Source organism: Pleomorphomonas oryzae DSM 16300 (assembly GCF_000422965.1).
Lineage (GTDB): Bacteria > Pseudomonadota > Alphaproteobacteria > Rhizobiales > Pleomorphomonadaceae > Pleomorphomonas > Pleomorphomonas oryzae.
Genome location: NZ_AUHB01000003.1, coordinates 429,917 through 453,847, shown reverse-complemented (window position 1 = coordinate 453,847; position 23,931 = coordinate 429,917). Strand labels below are relative to the sequence as shown.

19 protein-coding genes are annotated in these 23,931 nt (G+C 63.1%); 16 read left to right on the top strand and 3 right to left on the bottom strand.

Features of this window, described 5'->3' with window-relative positions; all coding sequences use genetic code 11:
• Positions 1 to 20: 20 nt before the first annotated feature.
• On the bottom strand, positions 21 to 629 hold the full coding sequence (locus G522_RS29965) for a MarR family winged helix-turn-helix transcriptional regulator (RefSeq protein ID WP_169453491.1): 609 nt from the start codon (positions 627 to 629) through the stop codon (positions 21 to 23).
• Here G522_RS29965 and G522_RS0107520 point away from each other — a divergent pair.
• From G522_RS0107520 to G522_RS0107490, 7 genes are all read left to right on the top strand, one after another.
• A complete protein-coding gene (locus tag G522_RS0107520) occupies positions 628 to 1,812 on the top strand; it encodes a trans-sulfuration enzyme family protein (protein ID WP_026790512.1) in 1,185 nt (394 codons plus the stop codon). The two genes, G522_RS29965 and G522_RS0107520, sit on opposite strands and share 2 nt — an antisense overlap.
• Before the next feature lie 227 nt (positions 1,813 to 2,039).
• On the top strand, positions 2,040 to 3,056 hold the full coding sequence (locus tag G522_RS0107515) for a substrate-binding domain-containing protein (RefSeq protein ID WP_026790511.1): 1,017 nt from the start codon (positions 2,040 to 2,042) through the stop codon (positions 3,054 to 3,056).
• 124 nt (positions 3,057 to 3,180) lie between these two features.
• Positions 3,181 to 4,683, top strand: coding sequence for a sugar ABC transporter ATP-binding protein (locus G522_RS0107510; RefSeq protein ID WP_026790510.1), 1,503 nt, complete (start codon positions 3,181 to 3,183; stop codon positions 4,681 to 4,683).
• A complete protein-coding gene (locus tag G522_RS0107505; protein ID WP_026790509.1) occupies positions 4,680 to 5,624 on the top strand; it encodes an ABC transporter permease in 945 nt (314 codons plus the stop codon). The genes G522_RS0107510 and G522_RS0107505 overlap by 4 nt, the downstream gene beginning before the upstream one ends.
• Positions 5,625 to 5,637: 13 nt before the next feature.
• Positions 5,638 to 6,594: an ABC transporter permease gene (locus G522_RS0107500; RefSeq protein ID WP_026790508.1), complete on the top strand. Its 957-nt coding sequence runs from the start codon at positions 5,638 to 5,640 to the stop codon at positions 6,592 to 6,594.
• 5 nt (positions 6,595 to 6,599) lie between these two features.
• Entirely contained in the window at positions 6,600 to 7,622 is a 1,023-nt protein-coding gene (locus tag G522_RS0107495) for a LacI family DNA-binding transcriptional regulator (RefSeq protein WP_026790507.1), read from the top strand.
• Between the two features lie 27 nt (positions 7,623 to 7,649).
• A complete protein-coding gene (locus G522_RS0107490) occupies positions 7,650 to 8,894 on the top strand; it encodes a Gfo/Idh/MocA family protein (RefSeq protein ID WP_026790506.1) in 1,245 nt (414 codons plus the stop codon).
• Between the two features lie 7 nt (positions 8,895 to 8,901).
• Here G522_RS0107490 and G522_RS0107485 read toward each other — a convergent pair whose 3' ends face one another.
• Positions 8,902 to 9,480 carry a GNAT family N-acetyltransferase gene (locus G522_RS0107485; protein ID WP_026790505.1) on the bottom strand — a complete coding sequence of 193 codons (579 nt, stop codon included), beginning with the start codon at positions 9,478 to 9,480 and terminating at the stop codon, positions 8,902 to 8,904.
• A gap of 259 nt (positions 9,481 to 9,739) precedes the next feature.
• On the opposite strand from G522_RS0107485, the gene G522_RS0107480 reads away from it, so the two are divergent.
• The 9 genes from G522_RS0107480 to G522_RS0107440 all read left to right on the top strand — a co-directional run bounded on the left by G522_RS0107480 (position 9,740) and on the right by G522_RS0107440 (position 21,477).
• Positions 9,740 to 11,218, top strand: a complete 1,479-nt coding sequence (locus tag G522_RS0107480; protein WP_051228429.1) for an efflux transporter outer membrane subunit — start codon at positions 9,740 to 9,742, stop codon at positions 11,216 to 11,218.
• Complete coding sequence (locus G522_RS0107475; protein WP_342663877.1) at positions 11,139 to 12,458, top strand: multidrug effflux MFS transporter; 1,320 nt, start codon at positions 11,139 to 11,141, stop codon at positions 12,456 to 12,458. The genes G522_RS0107480 and G522_RS0107475 overlap by 80 nt, the downstream gene beginning before the upstream one ends.
• Positions 12,455 to 13,708 (top strand): efflux RND transporter periplasmic adaptor subunit, encoded by a 1,254-nt coding sequence (locus tag G522_RS0107470; protein WP_026790502.1) that lies wholly within the window; start codon positions 12,455 to 12,457, stop codon positions 13,706 to 13,708. The genes G522_RS0107475 and G522_RS0107470 overlap by 4 nt, the downstream gene beginning before the upstream one ends.
• A 3-nt stretch (positions 13,709 to 13,711) precedes the next feature.
• Positions 13,712 to 15,676 carry a MacB family efflux pump subunit gene (locus G522_RS0107465; protein ID WP_026790501.1) on the top strand — a complete coding sequence of 655 codons (1,965 nt, stop codon included), beginning with the start codon at positions 13,712 to 13,714 and terminating at the stop codon, positions 15,674 to 15,676.
• Positions 15,677 to 15,791: 115 nt separating this feature from the next.
• Complete coding sequence (locus tag G522_RS0107460) at positions 15,792 to 16,496, top strand: CerR family C-terminal domain-containing protein (protein WP_026790500.1); 705 nt, start codon at positions 15,792 to 15,794, stop codon at positions 16,494 to 16,496.
• Positions 16,493 to 17,500, top strand: a complete 1,008-nt coding sequence (hlyD, locus tag G522_RS0107455; RefSeq protein WP_026790499.1) for a secretion protein HlyD — start codon at positions 16,493 to 16,495, stop codon at positions 17,498 to 17,500. The genes G522_RS0107460 and hlyD overlap by 4 nt, the downstream gene beginning before the upstream one ends.
• On the top strand, positions 17,497 to 19,236 hold the full coding sequence (locus tag G522_RS0107450) for an ATP-binding cassette domain-containing protein (RefSeq protein ID WP_026790498.1): 1,740 nt from the start codon (positions 17,497 to 17,499) through the stop codon (positions 19,234 to 19,236). Before hlyD ends, G522_RS0107450 begins: the two co-directional genes overlap by 4 nt.
• Positions 19,233 to 20,363: an ABC transporter permease gene (locus G522_RS0107445; protein ID WP_026790497.1), complete on the top strand. Its 1,131-nt coding sequence runs from the start codon at positions 19,233 to 19,235 to the stop codon at positions 20,361 to 20,363. Before G522_RS0107450 ends, G522_RS0107445 begins: the two co-directional genes overlap by 4 nt.
• A 1-nt stretch (position 20,364) precedes the next feature.
• Complete coding sequence (locus G522_RS0107440) at positions 20,365 to 21,477, top strand: ABC transporter permease (RefSeq protein ID WP_026790496.1); 1,113 nt, start codon at positions 20,365 to 20,367, stop codon at positions 21,475 to 21,477.
• Positions 21,478 to 21,535: 58 nt separating this feature from the next.
• Here the strand turns inward: G522_RS0107440 and G522_RS28895 are convergent, their stop codons facing one another.
• Complete coding sequence (locus G522_RS28895) at positions 21,536 to 23,569, bottom strand: HAMP domain-containing methyl-accepting chemotaxis protein (protein ID WP_051228415.1); 2,034 nt, start codon at positions 23,567 to 23,569, stop codon at positions 21,536 to 21,538.
• Positions 23,570 to 23,931: the final 362 nt, after the last annotated feature.

Genomic DNA, 23,931 nt, shown 5'->3' with positions numbered 1-23,931 from the left:
TGAAGAAGAAACCAGAAGGCCTAAAGGGCGCTGGAAAGAGCCGTGATCGCCGTGATCTGGTCCGGATTGAGTGTCGCTTCAATTTCGCTCTGAGCCGCCTGCCAGAGCGGCAGAGCAGCGGCGAACCGCTGCCGGCCAAGCTCGGTCAATTTCACCATGCAGCGTCGCCCGTCGCCACAGCTGGTTTCCTCAACGAGGGCATGTCGCTCCAGAACCTGCACGTTTCGCCCCATCGTCGATCGGTCGAGGTCGCAGGCAACTGCAAGCTCGGAAATCGACAGCTTTCCAACGCAATTGATTTTCTTCAGCAGTTTGTATTGGGCGAGCGTCAGCCCGACCTCAGCAAGATGACGGTCGTAAATGGCGGTCGTCTTGCGCGCCGCTGTTCGCAGAAGATCGCAGTAGCACTGTGAATCCATGACGCGGGTATATACCCCAATTTGTTTGTCGACAAGGCCTCCGTTTGGTTTCTGGAGATCGGCGACGAGAAAATAGGATGGAAATGCGCGAGCCGACGATGTGGGGAAATCGGATTCCTTAGATAGGCGCGGAGGCGGCGCTAATCTGCGGGTAAGGGTGCCTTGCTGCACTTGTGACGGTGGCGTCCGCATCGGAGAGAAAACCATCATGAAGATCGAGACCCAATCCATCCATGCCGGCTTGCCGGCTGCCCGTTCGGGCGAGCCCGTCCTGAGCCCGCTGGTGCCGGCCTCGAGCTTCTATGCCCATCCCAACGACTCCGGCTTTTCCGCCAACGAACTGGGGGACAAGTCGCCGCATTTCTATACGCGCTGGAGCAACCCGACCGCCCAGGCGCTGGAGGCACGGCTCGCCGCGCTTGACGGCGGGGAGGCGGCATTGACGTTTGCGAGCGGTATGTCGGCCATAACCGGTCTGTTCCTCAATCGGCTGAAGGCGGGCGATCATCTCGTTCTGTCCAATGTCTGCTACGCCGGCGTCGCCGAATTCGCCCATGACAGTCTGGCGCGGCTCGGCATCAGCGCGACCGCGGTCGACACATCCGACCTCACGAAAGTGGCGGCGGCGATCCGGCCTGAAACCAAGCTGATCCACATCGAAACGCCGGCCAACCCGATTCTCCGCCTGACCGATATTTCGGCCATCGCCGGGATCGCTCGTACCGCGGGAGTGGAGCTCTCGGTCGATTCGACCATGGCGACACCCGTCGCGACAAAGCCACTCGAACTCGGGGCCGACTTCGTCGTCCATTCGCTGACCAAATACGCCTGCGGTCATGGCGATGCCCTGGGTGGAGCGGTGATCGGTAAGGCAGGCGCCCTCGCCGACCTCAGGAAGACGTCCTTGATCCACCTCGGAGCGGCGCTCAATCCTTTCGCCGCCTGGCTGACGCTACGCGGTCTGGAGACTCTGCCGATCCGCATGAAGGCGCATGAGGAAAACGCCCGCGCCGTCACTGCTTTTCTCGAGAACCATCCGCGTGTGAAGCGTGTCTATTGGCCCGGCGCCAAGAGCCATCCCCAACACGCACTCGCTGTCCGGCAGATGCGAAACTTCTCGGGCATGGTATCCTTCGTGGCCGACGACGGACCGGCGCTGGCGCGGCGGTTTGCCGACCGGCTGAAGACGGTTGCCTATGCCGTGTCGCTCGGCAAGACGCGTAGCCTGTTGTTCTACATCCCGACGGACGATTTGATGGCCTCGTCTTTCCGCCTCGAGGGCGAGGATGCTGCCGCCTATCGCGACTGGACCGGCGAGGGCACCTTCCGTCTGTCGGTGGGCATCGAGAATGCGGACGATATCATTGCCGATCTCGACGCTGCGCTCGGCTGAGCGGCGCGCATCAACGATCACCTCCTGAGGTTGCCGACTTAACGCCAGATGATAGGCGAAAGGGCCTATTGACGAGCAATGTAACCGGTTACATCATGCGCTTCGGGCTTAACGCCCGGGGATGTCGCGTCTGAGGCGCTGCCACGGACCGGGATCCTGGAGGAACGACACAAAGCGACACGGCCGACGGCCGAAGACCCGGTTCGCGGCGCGTCAGGGAGGCGACAATGAAATCAGTTCTTTTGGCGGCCGGCATCGCCGTGGCTGCAGTCAGCGCGGCGTCTGCCGCCGAAACCTATACGATCGGTCTCTCGAATGGCTGGGTTGGCAGCGAGTGGCGCACCCAGATGATCGAGGAGGCGCAGGCCGCCGCCAAGGCGTGGGCCGACAAGGGCGTCACCGTCAACGTCGTCGTGCAGTCGGCCAATGTCGATGTGCAGGGCCAGATCGGCAACGTTCGCAACTTCATCAATCAAGGCGTCAACGCCATCATCATCAACCCGAACAGCCCGACGGCCTTCGACCCGATCTTCGCCCAGGCCAAGGCCAAGGGCATTCTGGTCGTCGCCACCGACGCCGAGGTGTCGTCCAAGGATGCCATCTATGTCGGCATCGACCAGAAGGGCTGGGCGATGAAGTCGGCCGAATGGCTGGCCAATGCTCTGGGCGGCAAGGGCAACGTCGTCACCATCAACGGCGTCGCCGGCCATCCGGCCAACCAGATGCGCGTCGAAGGCTATATGGAAGTCTTCAAGAAGTTCCCCGGCATCAAGATCCTCAACGAAGCCAACGCCAACTGGGATCAGGCGCAGGGCCAGCAGACCGCGCAGACACTGCTCGCCACCTATCCTGACATCAACGGCATCTGGGTGCAGGACGGCATGGCCGCCGGAACGTGGCGCGCTATCATGGCCGCCAACAAGCAGAAGTCGATCGTAGCCACCGGCGAAATCCGTAAGGACTTCATGGACATGTGGAAGAAGGAAGGCCTGACGTCGGGCGCTTCCGTCAACCCGCCGGGCGTGATGGCCTCCGCTCTCAACGTCGCGGTCTTGAAGCTGCAGGGCAAGGAGTTCAAGGACGGCATCTTCGGTGGTGTCTATGGCAATGCCATCTACATTCCGATTCCGTTCGTCTCCAATGACAACCTCGACGAAAAGCTGAAGGAAGCCGAGGGCAAGCCCGGCTACTGGTCGGTGACTGACGTCGTGTCGATCGACGACGCGGCCAAATTCTTCAAGTAAGCTTCTGAACGGGCCGGCCCTATTTTCCTCCCGGGACCGGCCCGTTCTTTTTTGAGCTCCTTCGGCGCCTGCGGAAAACGCATGCGACGGATGTGCATTGCCGATCGCAACCCGGGTTCGCCTGATGCAACCAGTCCTTCGCGCCAGCGATATATCCAAGAGTTTCGGTGCCGTGCACGCGCTTGAAAAAGCCCGCCTGACGGTAGAGCGTGGCGAAATCCATGCGCTGCTCGGCGCCAATGGCTGCGGCAAATCGACGCTCTGCAAGATCATCGCCGGCACGGTCGGCCGCGATGCCGGCGAGGTATTGATCGACGGCGAGCCAGCGGCGCTCGGCTCTCCGCACCTCGCCGAAGAGCAAGGCGTGGCGCTGTTTTATCAAGAGTTGTCGCTGGTGCCGCAGCTGTCGGTCGGCGAAAACATCTTCCTCGGTCGCGAGCCGCACACTGCGCTCGGCTTTACCGATCGTACCGCCATAGTGCGTGAAACCGAGGCGCTGATAGCTCGTGTCGCCCCGGTGGCGGGCAAAGGATTTGTGCCGGACGCCCGGGTGTCAGATCTCTCACCGGACCAGCGCCAGCTTGCCGAAATTCTGAAAGTGCTCGCCCGCAAGCCGAAGATCATCATCTTCGACGAAGCGACGGCGACGCTCGACCGCCGGCAGGTGGAGGTATTCTTCGATATCCTGCGTGAGCTTCGGGCCGACGGCGTCTCGTCGATCTTCATTTCGCACCGTATGGACGAGGTGTTCGCCATTGCCGACCGCATCACCGTGATGCGCAACGGCCAGACGGTGGCTGAGTTTGCCGCCAGCGAGACTGATCGTTATGCCGTCGTCTACGCCATGGTCGGTGAGACGGGCGCCATCGCCGCTTCGGTTCGCGATCACAAGCCGCTCGAAGACACCACCCGCCTGGTGGTCGAGGGGGTCAAGGCGGCGCGTCTCGGACCGGTGTCGTTTACGGCGCGCCGCGGCGAAATTCTGGGGCTTGGCGGACTGCAAGGGCAGGGGCAGAAGGCGCTGCTGTCAGGTCTGTTTGGTGCCGAACCGTTCCTAGCCGGTCACGTCAGTCTCGATGGTGTCGATGTCACCGCCCGGCGCCCCGCCGATGTCATGGCCCATCGCATCGCCTACGTGTCCGGTGATCGAGCCCGTGACAGCGCGTTGCCGGGCCGCTCGATCTTCGAGAATACCGCCATCGCCAGTCTGGTACGCGAGCGACGGCACGTCATTCCCGGCGCGCTGTTCCGTGAACGCTTCGCGGAGGTGCTGGCTGGCCTCAACACGCGGTATGCCGGCCTTGATGCGCCGATCGGTTCATTGTCCGGTGGCAATCAGCAGAAAGTGTTCATCTCTCGCTGGCTGTCGCCGGCGCCGGGCCTTCTGTTGCTCGACGATCCTACCAAGGGCATCGACCTCGGCACCAAGGGCGATTTCTATCTGCTGGCGCGTAAGCTCGCCGACGAAGGGGCGACCGTGATCATCTACTCATCCGAGGATAGTGAGCTCCTTTCTCTGTGCGATCGTGTGCTGGTGTTGAACGGCGGCGCCGTCACCGCCGACCTCTCAGGTGATCGGCTGACGCCTTTCGAATTGACGCAAGCGTCCTACGGAGATGCGGCATGATCGGGCTTGGCAAACTCGGTGGCCGAACCTGGGTCGTGACGGCGGCGGCGCTCGCGGTTCTTTTGGTTGCCAACGTCATACTTCAGCACAATTTCCTGGAACCGTCGGTCATCCAGTCCAACCTCACCACCTTCCTGCCGCTGGTGCTGGTGGCGATCGGCCAAACCTATGTCATCCTTGGCGGCGACATCGACCTGTCGGTGGGCGCCATCGTGGCGCTGGTCAACGTCGTTACCGTCACGGTGATCGCCGGCCTCGGAGGCGACGGCACGGCAGTTGTGCTCGGTCTTCTCGTCGGCATGGGCGTCGGCATTGGCTGCGGTCTTATCAACGGTCTGATCATCGCTGGCCTGCGCTTTCAGCCAATCGTCACGACCTTTGCGACGTCGATCGTCTTCTCGGGCCTTGCACTTTGGGTGCTGCCGCAGGCGGGCCTGCCGGTGCCGGAACCTTACTGGCGGACCTATGCCGGCACGATCGTCGGCATTCCCACGGTCTACGTCATTTATTTCGTTGCCTTCCTGATTGCCACTTTCCTGGCCGCTCGCCCGTTCATGACCCGCCTCAAGGCGGTTGGTGGCCAGAGAGCCGCCGCCTTCCAGACCGGTTTGAACCTCGGCAGGCTGCGCGTCTCTGCCTTCGCATTGTCCGGTCTGTTCGGCGCCTTTGCCAGCCTCTGCCTGACTGGCGAGACGGCAAGCGGCGATCCGCTGATGGGCCAGAGCCTCGCCATGTCGGCCATTTCGGCAGTGGTGCTGGGCGGCACGGCACTGGCCGGCGGTGTCGGCGGTGCGCTTGGCTCCGTACTCGGTGCCTGGGTGGTCGGCATGATCGGCTCGGTGATCTTCTTCGCCGGCCTGCCATTCGAGTACCAGACGCTGGTTCAGGGCCTGATCATTCTCGCCGCGTTGGCCGGCGGCGTCCTCGTCACCCGGCGTTGAGGAGGAGAAAGCCATGAACCGCTTCCTGGAGCTTGCGAAGAACCCGCTGGTGATTTCCTCCGCCGCCATCCTGGCTCTACTTGTCATCGGCGAGCTGGTGTCGCCGGGCTTTGCGCGCGGCGACCAGATTGTCCGGCTTCTGACGGTGTCGGCCATTCTCGGCATTGCTGCTGCCGGCCAGAACCTCGTCATTCTCGGCGGGCGTGAAGGCATCGACCTGTCGATTGGCGCCGTCATCTCGCTCGGCGCCGTCATCGCCGGCAACGTGATGAACGGATCCGACGCGGCGATACCTCTGGCCTTCGCAGCGGCCTGCTTTGCGGGCTTTCTGATCGGCCTCGTCAACGGCCTTGGTGTCACCTACCTGCGCATTCCGCCACTCGTCATGACGCTCGGCATGATGGGCGTCATCCAGGGCGGCCTCGTGGTGTTGTCGCGCGGCGTGCCGTCCGGCAATGCGGCGCCGGCCCTGATGGCCTTCGTCAGCCGCTCGGCTTTCCTCGGCGTTCCCGGCATTCTGTTCGTCTGGGCGGCGATCATTGTGCTGATGGCGCTGGTGCTGAAGCGGACGCGCTTCGGCTGGTCGATCTACGCCGTCGGCTCCAATGAGAATGCCGCCGTGCTGACCGGCTTGCCGGCCCGCCGCATCCGTGTGCTGCTCTATGGCCTCGCCGGCCTGTTCGGTGGGTTCACCGGCGTCTGCGTCATCGGCTACACCGGCAATTCGTTCATCAGCGTCGGCGACCAATATGTGCTGCCGTCGGTGATCGCCGTGGTGATCGGCGGCACCTCGCTGTCCGGCGGCGCCGGCTCCTATACCGGCACGGCGCTCGGCGCCATCGCGCTGATCCTGCTGCAGAGCGTGCTCACCACGCTCAACCTGGAATTCTGGGGGCGACAGGTGATCTTCGGCGTGACGCTGCTCCTCCTGATGCTGCTCTACGGGCGGCAAGCTCGACTGAGGGTTTGATCGCCATGGCAGGTTCCGCAAATATCCGCGACGTCGCTGCCATGGCCGGCGTGTCGGTCGCCACCGTGTCGCGCACGCTCAAGAACCCCGACCTCGTGCGGCCGGAGACGCGTGAAGCGGTCCTCCGCTGCGTCGCCGCGCTCGGCTTTGTGCCGAATGCCCAGGCGCGCCACTTCCGACGCCAGGCCACCGACACGGTGATCCTGCTGGTGCGCGACATTTCCAATCCGTTTTATCTCGACGTCTTCAAGGGCGTGGAGGATGTGGCCTCATCGGCTGGTTACAAGGTGCTGATGGGGGACGCTCGCTCCGATCCGGCGCGCGTCCATCACTATATCGACATGGTGCGCGAGCGGCATGCCGACGGGCTCATCCTGATGACCGGCTCCATGCCGGTGGAACTCGAGGATGCCGGCCTGCCGCCCATGGTGGTGGCGCTCGAATACCTGCCGACACGCAAGCTGCCGACCGTGCTGATCGACAACGAAGGCGCCGCCGCCACGGCGACACGCTATCTTCTCGAGCTTGGTCATACGACGATTGCCCATATCAGTGGTCCGGTGCCGGAAGTGATGAGCGTTGCCCGTGTCGCTGGCTGGTGCAAGGCGCTCACCGAAGCGGGTTTTGCTCCGGACGAACGGTTGGAGGTGCGCGGTGACTATAGCCTTGCCTCTGGCGAGGCGGCGGTCGACGAACTCTATCGGCGGGAGGTAGCCTTTTCGGCCATCTTCGCGTCCAACGACGAAATGGCTGTCGGCGCCATCAACCGGCTCAGGGCGCGCGGCGCCTCGGTGCCCGGCGGCGTATCGGTGGTCGGCTTCGACGACACCATTTTCGCTGTCGCCTGCAATCCGCCGCTCACCACCGTTCGCCAGCCCCAACGCGAGATCGGTGTCGAGGTCATGCGGATGATGATCGAGCGGCTGGAGGGTCGCCTCGCCCCCGACGCCACCGTGGTCATGCCAACCGAACTGGTGGTTCGTTCGTCGACCGCGCCTCTCAGAGGCAGCCAGAAGGCCACCGGATAACAACAAGAGACTTGGGAGGATCAGGAGATGACGACCGACTTTCTGCGCCAGACCCTTCGTATCGGCTTCGTAGGCAGTGGCTTCATTGCCCATTTCCATCTGAAGTCGCTGGTCGGCGTCCGCAACGTCGAGGTGACGGGCGTCTATTCACCGACCGAAGGCAAGCGCCGGGCATTCGCCGAGGCTGTGCGCGATCTCGATCTCGGCACCTGCACCGCTCATCCGACGCTGGACGCGCTGCTGACGGCTCCCGACGTCGACGCCATCTGGGTGTTGTCTCCCAACTATACCCGTCTCGACGTGATGCGGGCGTTGCACGATCTCAAGAAAGCCGGGCGTTCAAGCATCTACGCCATCGCCTGTGAAAAGCCGCTGGCCCGGACGCTGCGCGAGGCGAAGGAGATGCTGCGGCTCGTCGAGGATGCCAAGCTCATCCATGGCTATCTGGAAAACCAGGTGTTTTCGACGGCGGTCATGCGCGGCAAGGACATCATCTGGCGCCGGGCGGTGCCATCCGCCGGGCGCCCCTATCTCGCCCGAGCGGCCGAGGAACACGCCGGTCCGCACGAACCTTGGTTTTGGAAAGGTGACCAGCAGGGCGGTGGCGTCCTGCTCGACATGATGTGCCATTCCGTCGAAGTGGCGCGCTTCATGTTGACGCGGCCGGACGCGCCGCGATCGTCGCTGAAGCTGAAGTCGGCGACCGGCGCTGTCGCCTGCCTGAAATGGACACGGCCGAACTATGCCGCCGAACTCAAGGAGCGCATGGGGCCGACGGTCGACTACAGCCGGCGGGCCAGTGAGGACTTTGCGCGCGGCATGATCACGCTGGAGGACGACCTCGGGCAGGAGGTGATTATCGAGGCGACCACGTCCTGGGCCTATGTCGGCGCTGGGCTGCGCATTCAGCTCGAATTGTTGGGGCCGGAATATGCGCTGGAATTTTCCTCGCTCAACACCGGCCTCAAGGTCTTCATGTCGCGCCGGGTCAGTGGCCGTGAGGGTGAAGACCTCGTCGAGAAGCAGAATGCCGAACAGGGTCTGATGCCGGTGCTGGAAGATGAGGCGGGCGTCTATGGATACACGGACGAAAATCGCCACATGGTCGAGCGTTTCCGCAAGGGGCAAACGCCGGACGAAACCTTCGCCGACGGCGTAGCCGTTATCGAAATGCTGATGGCACTCTACAAGTCGGCCGAAGAAGGGCGCACGGTCTACTTCGAGCGAGAGGATCTTTCCGACTTCGTGCCAGCTGTGGGCCAGTCCGGCTGAGTTCAAACTAGCGGGCTTCCTGCGCCAGGAACTCCTCGCGCAGGAGGCCGTAGCAGAGCGATCCGGTGACTGACCCGTCGGCATGGCGCTTGTCAGAGCGCACATGCCCCTCCCGACGCATGCCGAGGCGTTCGGCGATGCGTTGGCTCGCGATGTTGCTGTCGTCGCACCAAAGGCCGACGCGCTGCGCGTCACATTCCCGGAACAGGGCGGCGACCGCCGCCGTTGTCGCTTCGAAGGTGTAGCCCTGTCTCAGGTGCGCCTCGTCGCAGAAATAGCCGACAAGATATCCGGGCAGGTTGGCATTGCTGACGCCGATATAGACCTGGCCGACAAAAATCCCATCCTCCCGACGAAAGGCGCCTAGGAAGGCTGCGTTGCCGGCGTCCGATTCCTTGCCGAACTCTTGAATGACGGCGATGGCGTCGGCTTCGCTGTTGATCTTCATGGCCGCATTGTCGCCCTCATGGCGAGCAAGATGCGAACGATTGCGGAGCGCCATGGTTGCGTACCAGGCCGCATCCGCCGGGGTGTAGCGACGCAGGTTCAGGCGGGTCGTGGAAAGGCTTGAAGGAAGGGTGGGCATCGGGCAAACTCGGTTCCATCTGGTGGATAAGGACTGGATGGCGTGCGGATACACGTCAACGTCGTGCTTTTCCCGACATATTGTCGATCTATGTTTCTGACCGTTTCTAGAAACGACCGCCTTCAACAATCCGGTTGGTTGTCGGCACCGGTTACACTTTTCAAACTCTTTTGACTTGCCGCCCGGTGCGGAAGCGGTCCAAATCCGAGCAGTCTCAAAAAGGACAACCAGTAAAGCCATGGCGTTGCGCACGGATACGATGGTCAGCCGCTCTCCCTCCCTCCGTCGCGTTGCCGGGATCTCGCTCCCGCTTCTCGCCCTGCTTCTGTCGGGTTGCGCCGTCGGTCCCGACTATATGATGCCACGTCTGGCTCTGCCTGCGAGCTGGGGCTCGTCGGGCAAGGAAACACCGGTGCGACCGGTGGAATTGGCGCATTGGTGGGAACGGCTTGGCGACAGAGAGCTGAATGCGCTGGTCGAAGAGGCTGTGGCCGGCAATCTGGACGTTGCCGCCGCAAAGGCGCGGATCCGCACGGCGCGCGCTTCCGAGCGCGAGACCGCGGCGGTTTTGTTCCCGTCGGTTGATGGTTCATCTTCGGCCTCGCGTCAGAAATCGACGCAGGGCAAAGGAGCGGTGGACAATCAGTTCAAGGGCGGCTTCGATTCATCCTGGGAGCTCGATCTGTTTGGCGGCAACGCCCGCTCGTCGGAGGCTGCGCGCTACGGTAGCCAGGCGGCCGAGGAAGATCTCAACTCCGTGCTGCTGACGCTGATTGGCGACGTTGCGTCCAACTATGTGGCGGCGCGCGGCTATCAGGCGCGCATGGCGCTGGCGCGACAGAGCGCCGCCTCGCAGCGCGAGACGGCGGGATTGACCCGCAAGAAGTTCGAGGCAGGGTCCGCTTCGGCGGTCGACGTTTCCAACGCCGAAGGGCAGGCGGCGAGCACCGAGGCCAAGCTGCCGGACCTGCAAACCTCCTATGCCGAGGCTGTCCACCGCTTGGCGGTGCTGACCGGCCGTGCGCCGGCCGAGCTTGATGCCCGGATGCAGAGGGGCGGGGCGATTCCGCGACCGCGTCAGTCGGTGCCGACTGGCCTGCCGGCCGATCTGCTCACCAACCGGCCGGACGTCCGCCAGGCGGAACGCCAATATGCGCAGGCGACGGCCAAGATCGGCGTTGCCACTGCCGCCCGCTATCCGTCGGTCAGCCTGTCCGGTGCTATTGCGACCACAGCGACCACGGTTGGCGACCTCGGCAAGTCCTCGACCATTTCCTGGAGCTTCGGCCCCTCGCTAACGGTGCCGATCTTCAATGCTGGCAAGCTCGCCGCCGCGCAGGAGGCGGCCGAGGCGACCCGCGACCAGTATTTCGTCGCCTACAAGGCGTCGGTGCTGACGGCGCTGGAAGACGTCGAGAACGCCATCGTCGCATTCCGGCAGGAGCGCATCAAGAACGGTCGCCTCGCGGCCGCCACGCAGTCCTATCGCAAGGCGTCGGAGCTGGCGCAGTCGCTCTACCAGTCGGGTTCATCGAGCTTCCTCGATGTCCTCGATGCCGAGCGTTCGCTCTACACGGCCGAGGATTCGCTGCTCACCAGCACGGTTGCCATCGCCACCAACTATATCGCCCTCAACAAGGCGCTGGGCGGCGGCTGGGATGGCGTGGTGGATGCTTCAAAGCCGGAAGTTATCGATACTAACACAGGCCCACATCTGCGGAAAGCGGACGCCAACTGATCTTCCATCGGCCTTGAGCCGCGAGCCGGCGTATCCCCGGCAACTTCACGAAACGATGTCCCCTTCTCAGACCGTCGCCATTGGTTCTCTGGGATTGACCCTTATTCTCGGGTCCCTCTCGGCCTTCGCTCCACTGTCGACCGACATGTATCTGGCGAGCTTCTCAAGCCTCGCCGAGAGCTTTGCTACCGACGAGGGGCGGGTGCAGCTTTCGCTGTCGGTGTTCTTTTTCGGCCTGTCGGTGGGACAGCTCATCTACGGCCCGTTGGTCGATCGCTTTGGCCGAAAGCCGCCGTTGGTCGCCGGCTTGACGATTTTCACGCTGGCCTCCGCCGCCATCACCGTCGTGCCGACGGTCGAGGGGTTCATCGTGCTGCGTCTCTGCCAAGCGCTCGGCGGCTGTGCCGGCATGGTGGTGAGCCGGGCAGTTGTCGCCGATCTGTTCGATGAACGCGGCAGCGCCCGCTTCCTGTCGCAGATGATGCTGATACAGGGTCTGGCGCCCATCGTGGCACCGCTTCTCGGCGGTTATATTCTGGCCGTAGCCCCGTGGCAGGCGATCTTCGTCGTCCTCACTCTGTTCGGCATCGGCTGTCTCGTGGCCTCGCGCGCGTTGCCGGAAACCTTGCCTCCTGAACGACGGCACGCGGTCGGTGTCATTGGTATCGTTCGTGCCTTCGGCGCGGTTCTCGGCAATCGCGCCTTCATGGCGCCGGCGCTATCTGGCGCCTTTGCCGCTGCCTGTATCTTTGCCTTCATTACCGGCTCCTCCTTCGTCTACATGCGCCTTCACGGCGTCAGTCAGCAGCACTACGGCTGGCTGTTCGGCCTCAACGCCTGCGGCATGATCGTCGCTTCGCAGGTCAACCGGCTGCTCCTGCGCTGGTTTTCAACGCGGCAGGTCATGGTGGGCGCCCTTGTCTTCAACGTCACGATGGGCGTGGTTCTGGTGGCCATGGCAGCCGACGCGCCGTTGCCCCTTCTCGTTGCGCTTCTGATGCTTTGCCTTTCCACAGGCCCGCTGATCGGTGCCAACTCGATGGCGATTGCCATGAGCCAGATCGCCACCCATCGCGGTACGGCATCGTCGGTGCTCGGCGTGATGCAGTTCGCCGTGGCGAGTTGCGCCAGCGCGGCGGTCGGATTGCTGCACAATGGAACCGTCTATCCGATGGTGGGTATCATCCTCGCCGGTGGCATGCTCGCCTCGCTGGCCTATTTCATGGGACGCCGCGCATGACCGCCGCCGTACCGCGCAAACGCAAAAGCCGTCGCGGCCTGATCTTCCTTGTGGTGCTCGTCCTCCTGGTGGTTGCCGGCTATTTCATCAAGACCCGCTACTATGCGGCGCCGACCGTCACCATGATGACCGCCACCGTCACCAGGGGGAGTGTCGAGGAGACGGTCCTAGCGACCGGTGAGCTTCGACCGGTAAAGCTGGTTGCGGTTGGCGCCCAGGCATCGGGGCGGATCACGTCGCTCGATGTGAAGCTGGGGGACCGCGTCAAGGCCGGCGACCTTATCGCTGAGATCGACTCGGTAACGCAGCAGAACAATCTCAAGACGGCCGAAGCCTCGCTCGCCAGCACGCACGCTCAACGGGATGAAAAGGAAGCGTCGCTGACGCTGGCCCGCCAGACGCTCGAGCGGCAGCAGACCATGGTCGACCAGAACGCCGTGGCTCGCGCCGATCTCGAAAGCGCCGAAGCGACCGTCAAGACGACCGAAGCGCAGATAGCAGCCCTCGATGCCGAGATTCAGTCGGCGGAGGTTGCGGTTGCCACGGCCAAGGCCAATCTCGGCTATACGCGCATCGTTGCCCCGATCGACGGCACCGTGCTCGCCGTGGTCAGTCAGGCTGGGCAGACGGTCAACGCCGCCCAGTCGGCGCCGACCATCGTCGTCCTGGGACAACTCGACATCATGACGGTGCGGGCCGAGATATCGGAGGCCGATGTCGTCCATGTCGCGCCAGGCCAGAAGGTCTATTTCACCATCATCGGTGACCCGGATCATCGTTATGACGCGGCATTGGAGAGCATCGATCCGGCGCCGGAATCGATCCGCAATGACGCCGCCATCACCTCCTCAAGTTCGTCGTCCTCATCCTCAAGCTCCTCGTCGTCGGCGATCTACTATTACGGCAACTTCAACGTCCCGAACCCCGATGGCCGCCTCCGGACCTATATGACCGCCGAGGTGAACATCGTGCTGGGGCGTGCCGAGAACGTGTTGACCGTGCCGGCCGCCGCGCTGGGCAACCGCGACGCCGAGGGAAAGTACCGCGTCAAGGTCATGAACGCCGACGGCAACACAGCCGAGCGCCGCGTGGAGGTAGGGCTCAATGACAAGGTCACCGCCGAGGTGAAATCCGGCCTTGATGAGGGCGACAAGGTGGTGACCGGCGAGATGACCGCTGCGCAACGGGCGGCGGCGGCTTCGAATGTACGTCTTGGCCGAGGCGGCGGCGGACCGCCGCCGGGGATGTGAGCCATGGCCGATCTCATCCGGCTGGAAAAGCTCCGGCGCGAGTTTCCGTCTGGCGAGGAGACGATCACCGTATTGAAGGACCTCGACCTGGTGATCGAGGCCGGCGAAATGGTGGCCATCGTCGGTGCGTCCGGCTCCGGCAAGTCGACGCTGATGAACATTCTCGGTTGCCTTGATCGGGCGACGGCCGGCAGCTACCGCATCTCCGGGCGAGAGACGTCCATGTTGGAGCCGGATGAGCTGGCTGCCCTCCGGCGCGAGCATTTCGGTTTTATCTTTCAGCGCTATCATTTGCTCGGCGAACTCGATGCACTCGCCAATGTGGAGATTCCGGCCATCTACGCCGGCATGGCGCCGAGCGATCGGCGGCTGCGGGCGGAAAACTTGCTCGACCGGCTCGGCATGAGCGACCGTACAGATCACCGGCCGGGCCAGCTTTCCGGCGGTCAGCAGCAACGTGTCTCCATCGCGCGCGCGCTGATGAATGGCGCCAACGTCATCCTGGCCGACGAGCCGACCGGCGCGCTCGACAAGCATTCCGGCGAGGAAGTGCTGCGCATCCTCGAGGAGCTGAATGCCGAGGGCAAGACGATCATCATCGTCACCCACGACATGAATGTCGCCAGCCGTGCCCGCCGGATCATTGAGATTTCCGATGGCGTCATCCTCAGCGATCGCCGCAACGAACCGAGCTCGGAAGCGTTACCTGCAGCATCTTTGACAAAGGCTGTCGGAGGCGCGCGGCGCGGCGGCTATCTCCGGTCGTTGGTCGGCCGGTTCAAGGAGGCGTTGCATATGGCGGTGCTGGCCATGGCGGCGCATCGCCTCAGAACCTTCCTCACCATGCTCGGCATCATCATCGGCATTGCCTCGGTGGTATCGGTGGTGGCAATCGGGCAGGGCACGCAGCAGCAGGTGCTCGCCAACATCTCCAACCTTGGCACCAACACGCTGGAGATCTTCGCCGGCCGCAGCTTTGGTGACACGCGATCTGCCCGCATTACAACGCTGGTTGTTTCCGATGCCGAGGCGCTGGCGCGGCAAAGCTACGTGGCGGCCGTCACGCCGACCGTTTCCACCAGCAAGACGTTGCGCGTCGGTTCGCAGGAAGCGAGCGCTCTCGTCAACGGCGTCGGCGAGCAATATTTCGAGGCGCGCGGCACCAAGCTCGCCGAGGGCAGCTTTTTTGACGCGCAGTCGGTCCGCAACCGGGCGACCGACGTGGTCATCGACGAGAACACCCGCAAGACGCTGTTTGCGGACAGCGCGAGCTCGCCGGTGGGGCAGGTGCTGCTGATCGGCAACGTACCGGCCCGAATCGTCGGGGTGACGCAGCCGCAGCAGGGTGGCTTCGGATCCAGCCAGAACCTTTCCGTCTATCTGCCCTTCACTACGGTGCAGACCCGCTTTCTGGGAAACATGTCGCTCCGTTCGATTACCGTGCGCGTCGCCGACGATGTCGACACCAGCCTTGCCGAGCAGGACGTGACCCGCTTTCTGACCCAGCGCCATGGCACCCAGGACTTCTTCATTCTCAACACCGACGACATCCGCCAGACGATCACCTCGACGACGCAGATGCTGACGCTGCTGATCGCCGCGATTGCCGTCATTTCGCTGGTGGTCGGCGGTATCGGCGTGATGAACATCATGCTGGTATCGGTGTCGGAGCGGGTGAGCGAGATCGGCGTCCGCATGGCTGTGGGCGCCCGCCAGGGCGACATTCTCCAGCAGTTCCTGATCGAAGCCGTGCTGGTCTGCCTGATCGGCGGTCTCTTTGGCATCGGCGGCGCCTTCGGAATCGGCCAACTCGTGCGACTGTTCTCCAGCGATTTCACGCTGATCTACTCAACGACCTCAATCGTCGCTGCCTGTGTCTGCTCGACACTGATCGGCGTCGTCTTCGGTTTCCTGCCGGCCCGCAACGCCTCGCAGCTCGATCCAGTGGTGGCGTTGTCGCGAGACTGACGATCATCGTTCCTCTTTAATCCCGCTCAGTGGAGTCCGTCCGAGCGCATCATTCTCATCGGTCATATTAAATCAGTCGATTGACTGAATTTAAGTCGGGTGTAGAATGAGGGGCATGACAAAGGCACCTTCTACCCGATCCACCGATGATGCCGCTCGCAACGACGGGACGCGCGAGAAGCTTCTCCTCGCCGCGCTCGAGCTATTCGGCTTGTACGGTTTCGAGGGCGTGGCGACCCGCAAGCTTGCCGAACGAGCAGGCGTCAACCTTCAGGCGATCAACTACTATTTTGGTAACAAGCGCGGCCTCTATAACGCTGTTGCCGATTACCTGATCGAGCGCCTGCAGATACGCGTCGGCGAGCAGCGAAAGGTGGTGCTCGACCGTTTCGCTCAGGCGCAATCCGGTGGGCCACCGATCGATGCCGTCGAGGCGCGCGCCATTCTGACCATGGTCGGCGAGTCCATGCTGACGCTTTTCGCCGACGACGAGTCGGCGGTCTGGGTGCGCTACATGGTGCGCGAACAGGCTGAGCCGACCGAGGCCTTCGATCGAGTCTACGCGGGCTTCATGCAACCAATGCTCGCCGCCGTTCGCCATCTCGTCGGCATTCTCGTCGAGGCTGATCCGATGACCGAGCGCGTGCGCCTGCGGACGCTGTCCCTGGTCGGCTCGCTGATCATCTACCGCGTCGGCAGGGCGACCATCCTGCGCGAGATGGAGTGGTCGACGGTCGGCCCTTCTGAAGTCGCCGCCATCCGCGGCATAGCGGCCGACCTCGTTGCCGGTATCCGTCCTTTCGGGGAAAGCACAACATGAACAAGATCGTCCCCGTCATCCTGCTTCTCGCCGCTGGTGCGGGCGCCGCCTGGTACACCGGCCTGCCGCAGCGCTACGGTTACTTCCTGCCCGTTCCGCCGGCACAGCAGATCTACGGCAATGTCGATATCCGCCAAGTCTCTCTTGGCTTCAGGGTCAACGGCCGGCTCGCCGCCGTTGCGGTGGAGGAAGGCGATGCCGTGAAGGCCGGTGATCTGCTGGCTCGCCTCGATGCCGGCCCCTATGAAATCGCTGTCCGTGCCGCCGAGCAGAATGTCGCGGCTCTCAGGGCGACGCTCGACAAGCTCAAGGCGGGCGCCCGCCCCTCGGAGATCGCGAAAGCGCGCGCCGCCTATCAGGAGCAAGTCGCCAGCCTCGCCAATGCCGAACTGGCACTGTCGCGGGCCGACCAATTACGCAATCAAGGAACGGTCGCTCAATCGAGCCTCGATGCGGCGACGGCCACCAAGGACATGACGAACGCCCGTGTCGCCAGTGCCAAGGCGGCGCTCGACCTCATCGAAGAGGGAAGTCGGGCCGAGGATATTGCGACCGCCGAAGCGCAGCTCCGCGCCGCCGAGGCACAACTCGACGCGGCTCGCACTTCGCTTGCCGATACGGAGCTGAAAGCGCCTGCTGGCGGTGTGATCCTGTCGCGCGTCAGCGAGCCGGGCGCGATTGTCGCTTCGTCGACCAACGTCCTGGTGCTGGCTCTGAATGAGCCGGTGTGGGTCCGCGCCTATGTCGCGGAAACGGATCTTGGGCGCATCTATCCCGGGCTGAAGGTGAAGGTCACCTCCGATGGCATGACCGGGGCCGGCTACGAGGGGCAGGTGGGCTTTATCTCCCCGGTAGCCGAGTTCACGCCGAAGTCGGTCGAAACACCGGACCTGCGTACGGACCTCGTCTATCGTCTGCGTATCATCATCGACCATCCGGGCAAGGATCTGAGGCAGGGCATGCCGGTCACCGTTCACCTGCCGCCCGCCGGTGAGACAAAATGAGCGGAGACAAGGCCGTCCTGGTCCAACTGGCCGGCGTGACAAAGCGCTTCGGTGAAGGTGCGCCGGCACTCGACGACGTTTCGGGCGATATTCGCGGTGGCGAGATTACCGGGCTTGTCGGTCCTGACGGCGCTGGCAAGACGACGCTGATCCGTCTGCTGACCGGGCTGATGCAGCCCGACGCCGGCCGTATCAGCGTGCTGGGGCATGATGCGCGAACCGAGGCGCCGGCCATTCAGGCGGCGATCGGTTACATGCCGCAGCGTTTCGGTCTCTACGAGGACCTGTCGGTTCAGGAGAACCTGGATCTTTATGCCGACATGCGCGGTCTGCCGCGCCGCGAACGCCCAGCGGTCTTCGACGAATTGCTCACCTTTACCGATCTCAAGCGCTTTACCGGCCGCCTTGCCGGCAAGCTCTCAGGCGGCATGAAGCAGAAGCTTGGGCTTGCCTGCGCGCTGATCCGCAAGCCACGCCTTCTGCTGCTCGATGAGCCGGGCGTCGGCGTCGATCCGATCTCGCGGCGCGAACTCTGGAAGATGGTGGAGAACCTGACCGAAGAGGGTATCGGCGTCGTCTGGTCGACCGCCTACCTGGACGAGGCGGAAGCCTGCGACCGTGTCCTTCTGATGAACGCCGGCAAGCTACTCTTTTCCGGCGTGCCATCCGGCCTTACCGATCGTGTCGAAGGAAGGGTTCGGCGTCTTACGGGAATCGAAGGCAGCCGCCGCCGGTTGCTCGCCCGCCTTCTCGACGAGGACAAGGTGGTCGACGGGGTCATTCAGGGCGAGGCGATCCGGTTGGTCTTGGCGGCAGAAGGCGACGGCGAGGGCATCGCAAAGGCTGTGGGTGCTGACGCTGACCGTCTGGTTCCGGCCACCCCACGTTTCGAAGATGCCTTCATCGATATGCTGGGCGGCGGTCCCGGTGGCCGCTCTCAACTAGCTGAGGCGCAGGCGCCCCGCGCTGCCGGCGATGGCCGTCCGGTGATCGAGGCGCGCGGCCTCACCAAGCGCTTTGGCGATTTCACTGCGGCCGACCGTATCACTTTCGATATTCCGCGCGGGCAGATCTTCGGCTTGCTCGGCCCCAACGGCGCCGGCAAGTCCACCACCTTCAAGATGCTCTGCGGCCTGCTGAAGCCCACCGAAGGCGAGGGAAGGGTGGCCGGTTTCGATCTCCGCCGGGACGCCGCCGAGGCGCGTAATCGCCTCGGCTATATGGCGCAGAAGTTTTCCCTCTATGGCGATCTCTCGGTCAGCCAAAACCTCGACTTCTTTGCCGGCGTCTATGGTCTGGCCGGCAGGCGCCGCCAGGAGCGCATCGCCTTGATGCTCGACATTTTCGATCTCAAGAAGCGCGCGACCATGTCGGCAAAAGACTTGCCGCTCGGCCTCAAGCAGCGCCTCGCGCTTGCCGCCGCCGTCATGCATGAGCCGGAAGCGCTGTTTCTCGACGAGCCGACGTCGGGCGTCGATCCGATCACCCGCCGGGAGTTCTGGACGCATATCAACGGCCTTGTCGAGAAAGGGGTGACCGTGCTGGTCACCACCCATTTCATGGACGAGGCGGAATACTGCGACCGCATCTCGCTGATCTATCGCGGCAAGTCGATCGCCCTCGGCTCTCCTGATGAGCTCAAGGCCAAGGTGGCAACGGCTGATCGGCCCGACCCCACCATGGAAGACGCGTTTATCGCGCTGATCGAGGCGAGCGAGCAGGAGGTCGCAGCATGAACTCCCTCCGTCGCGGCCGAACCCGCCGCCTTGTCGCGCTGATCCGCAAGGAGAGTTTCCAGATCGTCCGTGATCCCTCCAGTATCCTGATCGCGCTGGTGCTGCCGCTGATCCTGCTGTTCCTGTTCGGCTACGGCGTGTCGCTCGACACCACGCGGACGCGCGTCGGTCTGGTGCTGGAAGAGACGACGCCCGTCACCCTCGACCTTGCGGCGAGCTTCCAGAATTCCCGCTATTTCGACGTGACGATTGGCCATGACCGCCGCGAGTTCACTGCGGATCTGGTCGAGAGCCGGATTGGCGGCTTCCTCGTCATCCCCGACGGTTTTACGGCCGATCTCACAGCCGCCCGCCATCCGGCCGTGCAGGTCATCGTGGATGGTGCCGACCCTAACACGGCGAATTTCGTCCAGAATTACGCAGCCGGCACGGTTTCCACCTGGGAAGCCCAACGGGCAGCCGAGCGGGCGCTCACGGCAACACCGCTCTCCGTCCAGCAACGGTTCTGGTTCAACCCCGAACTCAAGAGTCGTAACTTCCTGGTGCCGGGCTCGATCAGCATCGTCATGACGTTGGTCGGCACCCTGCTCACCTCGATGGTGATCGCCCGCGAATGGGAGCGCGGCACCATGGAGGCGATGATGGCGACACCGGTTACCGCCTGGGAGTTGTTGGCTGGTAAGATCGTGCCCTATTTCCTGCTCGGTCTCGCATCGATGACCCTCTGCGTGGTCCTCGCGGTGTTCCTGTTCAACGTGCCGTTTCGAGGCTCGATCCTGGCGCTCTATGCCCTGTCCGCCGCCTTTCTGATGCCGGCGTTGGGGCAGGGGTTCCTGATCTCGGCGGTGACCAAGAACCAGTTCCTCGCCTCGCAACTGGCACTCCTGTCCGGATTCCTGCCGAGCTTCCTGCTGTCCGGCTTCATTTTTGAGATCAACTCGATGCCGATCGTGATCCAGTATATTTCGCTGATCGTGCCGGCTCGCTACCTGATCCCCAGCCTGCAGTCGGTGTTCCTGGCCGGCGACATCTGGCCGATGTTCCTCCGGTCGATCCTCGTTCTGGTCGGCTTCGGCGTCGTTCTGTTTGCCGTGGCCATCCGCAAGACCGCGAAAAGGATCGTCTGACATGGGACCGACGCGCCTTCTCGCCCTTGTTCGCAAGGAGTTTCTCGCCCTCTTCCGTGACCCGAAGAGTCGCATCATCCTGATTGCGCCGCCAGTTTTACAGTTGCTGGTGTTTTCTTATGCGGCGACGCTGGAGGTGCGGAATGTCGAGGTGATGGTGCTCAACCGCGACGCAGGCCATTGGGGATCCGAGCTCATAAGCCGTATCGAGGCGTCACCCCAGTTCCGCCTTGTCCAGCACACCGACAATCCCATTGAGCTCCACGAAGCCATCGACCGCGAGCGGGTGATCGCCGCCGTCGAGATCGGTCCTGATTTTTCGCGCGACATCGAGGCCGGCTCGACGGCCGACATAGCCGTCATTCTCGATGGTCGGCGCTCCAACGCCTCGCAGATTGTCGCCGGCTACATCTCATCCATTGCTGCCGGTGTCGCGGCCGATACGCCGGCCGGCCAGCGGCTGGCGTCAGTCCGTGTCGGCACGCTGGCCCGCAACTGGTTCAACCCCAACCTCGAGTTCAAGTGGTTCATGGTGCCGGGCCTCGTCGCCTCGATCGCCATGCTGGTGGGGCTTCTGGTGACGTCGCTGTCCATCGCTCGTGAGCGCGAGCTCGGCACCTTCGATCAGTTGATGGTGTCGCCGCTGCGCACGCACGAAATACTGGTCGGCAAGGTGATCCCACCGATCCTGATCGGTTTCGTGCACATCACCCTGTTCATCCTGGCGGCGGTCTGGATCTTCGGTATTCCGCTGCGTGGCTCTCTGCTCGCCCTTTACGGTGCCGCTTTCTTCTACCTGGTATCGCTGGTCGGTTTCGGTCTGTTCATCTCGGCGCTGGCGGCCACGCAGCAGCAGGCGATCCTCGGCGCCTTCTTGTTCCTGGTACCGGCCATGCTGCTCTCCGGCTTTGCCACGCCGATCGCCAACATGCCCGAGTGGCTGCAGGTGCTGACCTACGTCAACCCGCTCCGCTACTTCCTGGTGATCGTGCGTGGCGTGTTCCTCAAGGAAATCCCTCTTGCCGAAGTCGTCGCCGAAACGGTGCCGATGGCGCTGATCGCCGGCGTGACGCTGCCGGCGGCCGGCTGGCTGTTCCGCAGTCGGCTGGAGTGAGGCCAAAAGAAACGGCGGCCGGTGAGGCCGCCGTGAAGTTGCTGTCAAGTTATGGCTATCAGGCGGTCCGCACGGATGACAGGAAGCGGCTCACCTCGTCGCGCAGCGTGTCGGACTGCCGGGCGAGATCGTCGGCCGAGGCCAGCACCTGGGTCGCGGCACTTGAGGACTCGGTGGCCGCCTGCGTGATGCCGACGATGTTCTGCGATACCTGGTGGGTACCCGACGACGCCTGCGAGACGTTGCGGGCAATCTCGTTGGTCGCGGCGCCCTGCTGATCGACAGCGGCGGCAATCGACGATGCGATGGCGTTGAGCTGCTCGATGATCGAAGTGATGCCGACGATGGCCTCGGCCGACGACTGGGTCGACGACTGGATCTCGCCGATCTGCCGAGAGATCTGCGATGTCGCCTTCGAGGTCTGGTCGGCGAGCTGCTTCACTTCGGCGGCGACCACGGCGAAGCCCTTGCCGGCCTCACCGGCACGGGCTGCCTCGATCGTGGCGTTCAAGGCCAGAAGATTGGTCTGGCTGGCAATGTTGTCAATCAGATTGACCACCTCGCCGATGCGATTGGCGCTGTCGGCCAGTTCGCGGACGCGGTTGGCGGTGGCTTGCGCGTCGCTGGCGGCGCGAGAGGCAACGCGGGTGCTCTCGTCGGCCTGACGCTTGATCTCACCGATGGAGGAGGCGAGTTCCTCGGCCGAAGCTGCCACCGTTTCCACATTGGTGGAGGCTTCCTCTGCGGCGCTCGCCACCGTGATCGACTGGCCCGACACTTCTTCTGTGGCCGAACTCATCGATCTCGCGGCAAGTTGCAACTGGGACGAGGCGCTGACCACCGACTGAACGACGCCCCCCACGGCCATTTCGAAGGCATCAGCCAGTTGGCTCATCTCGCCGCGTCGGCGTTCTTCCGTTGCCGCCTTGGCGTGATCCTGCTCGACACGCAGCCGTTCGTTTTCCTGGAGCCCTTCCTTGAACACATTGAGCGTCGCCGCCATCGTGCCGACCTCATCGGCCCGGCCGAGGCCTGGAATGGAAACGGCCAGCTCACCGGCCGAAAGGCGCTGCATGGCGCGGGTGATCGAGACGATAGGGCGGGAGATACCACGACCGAGCAACACGGCGAGTACGAAGCCAAGGACCAAACCGCCGGCCGAGATGCCCCACAGCATGGTCTCGGACGAGGACAGCATCTGTTCGGACTTGGCCTGTAATGCGGCCTGGCTCTTGTTGGCAACGCTCATGAAGGCATTGAGCGTATCGGTGATGGCAGTGACCTTGTCGTTCAGCGCGGCGACGTCCTTGATGTTCTGAAGGCTCGATGCCTGAATGACGGTAAAGTCGGATTCGTATTGGCTGGCCTTGTCGCGCAGTTCGGCGAAGGTCGAGCGCATCTCCTGGGGACCGGACTTTGCCGTCGAGTCGATCCAGCTATCAGCGGTGGTCAGCGTATCGAGCGCCGCCTGAAGGGACTCGTCGTCCAGGTTGGCGAGGGCGACGTTCACTTGGTTCTGTGCCAGCAACACCAGCCGCAGGATCTCGTTGACGGTATCACGCGTGGCGGTATCGCTGGTGGCCAGCGCAATGGCCGCGACGTCTTCAAGGCCTTTCTGCACGGCGGCGACCGCCGGATCCATGGATTGGGTACGCATGGTCGCCAGCTTGGCCTTTTCGACACCGATGCGCGTCAGCTCGGTCGCATAGGACTCGAACTCAAGGTTCAACTCGTTCAGCGTGTCACGCTGGCTGAGGTCGGAAATCCTGCCGATACCGTCGGCGATCGCCGCGCGCAGCACATCGGCCTGCTTTTCGGTTGCCTGTGCGGTGCCGGGAAGCGAGGTGTAGATGAGCTCACGGCTGAGGCGGCGATATTCCAGGAATTTTGCCTGGATGTCGTTGGCTATGCTGACTTCCAGGTTGCGAACGGCGAGGTCGGTAACAACGCTGTTCGATTGAGAGAAGGTTCTGAGCGCGACGCCTGCAATGATGGTCATCAACGCTAGCGCTACCACGAACCCGAACACGATCTTCCCGGATATGCCGAGCCGCCAAGCCTTCAGCCTCGGTTTGCCAACAGTCCAGCGCATCTCTCTCTCCCCAGCGATCCGCTCAGCCAATCCTCCGGCTGATTCATGCCCTCAATATGGGGGCGTATTTCATGATCTTGCGGGTTAAGCTTAGGTTTATTTGCTGCGCAAACTTGGGTTGTTGATTGCTTCGGCTGAACAAATGCACAGATACTTGCCTATGTGCTCTATTTTAGCTTATGATGAAACGATATAATCGAAAGTCAATTCTTGTCGATGACGAAGTGTAGCGAGAGTTGTGTGCTGAGTTCCTTTTGCTTTCTGTGGAAATGCTGCGTATCGCGATCGTAAAAATGATGATTCTCGGCGAACGGGCGATCTTTCGCCGGGCAGCAACCCAATGTTGTCTGGAGGTGCGCCGA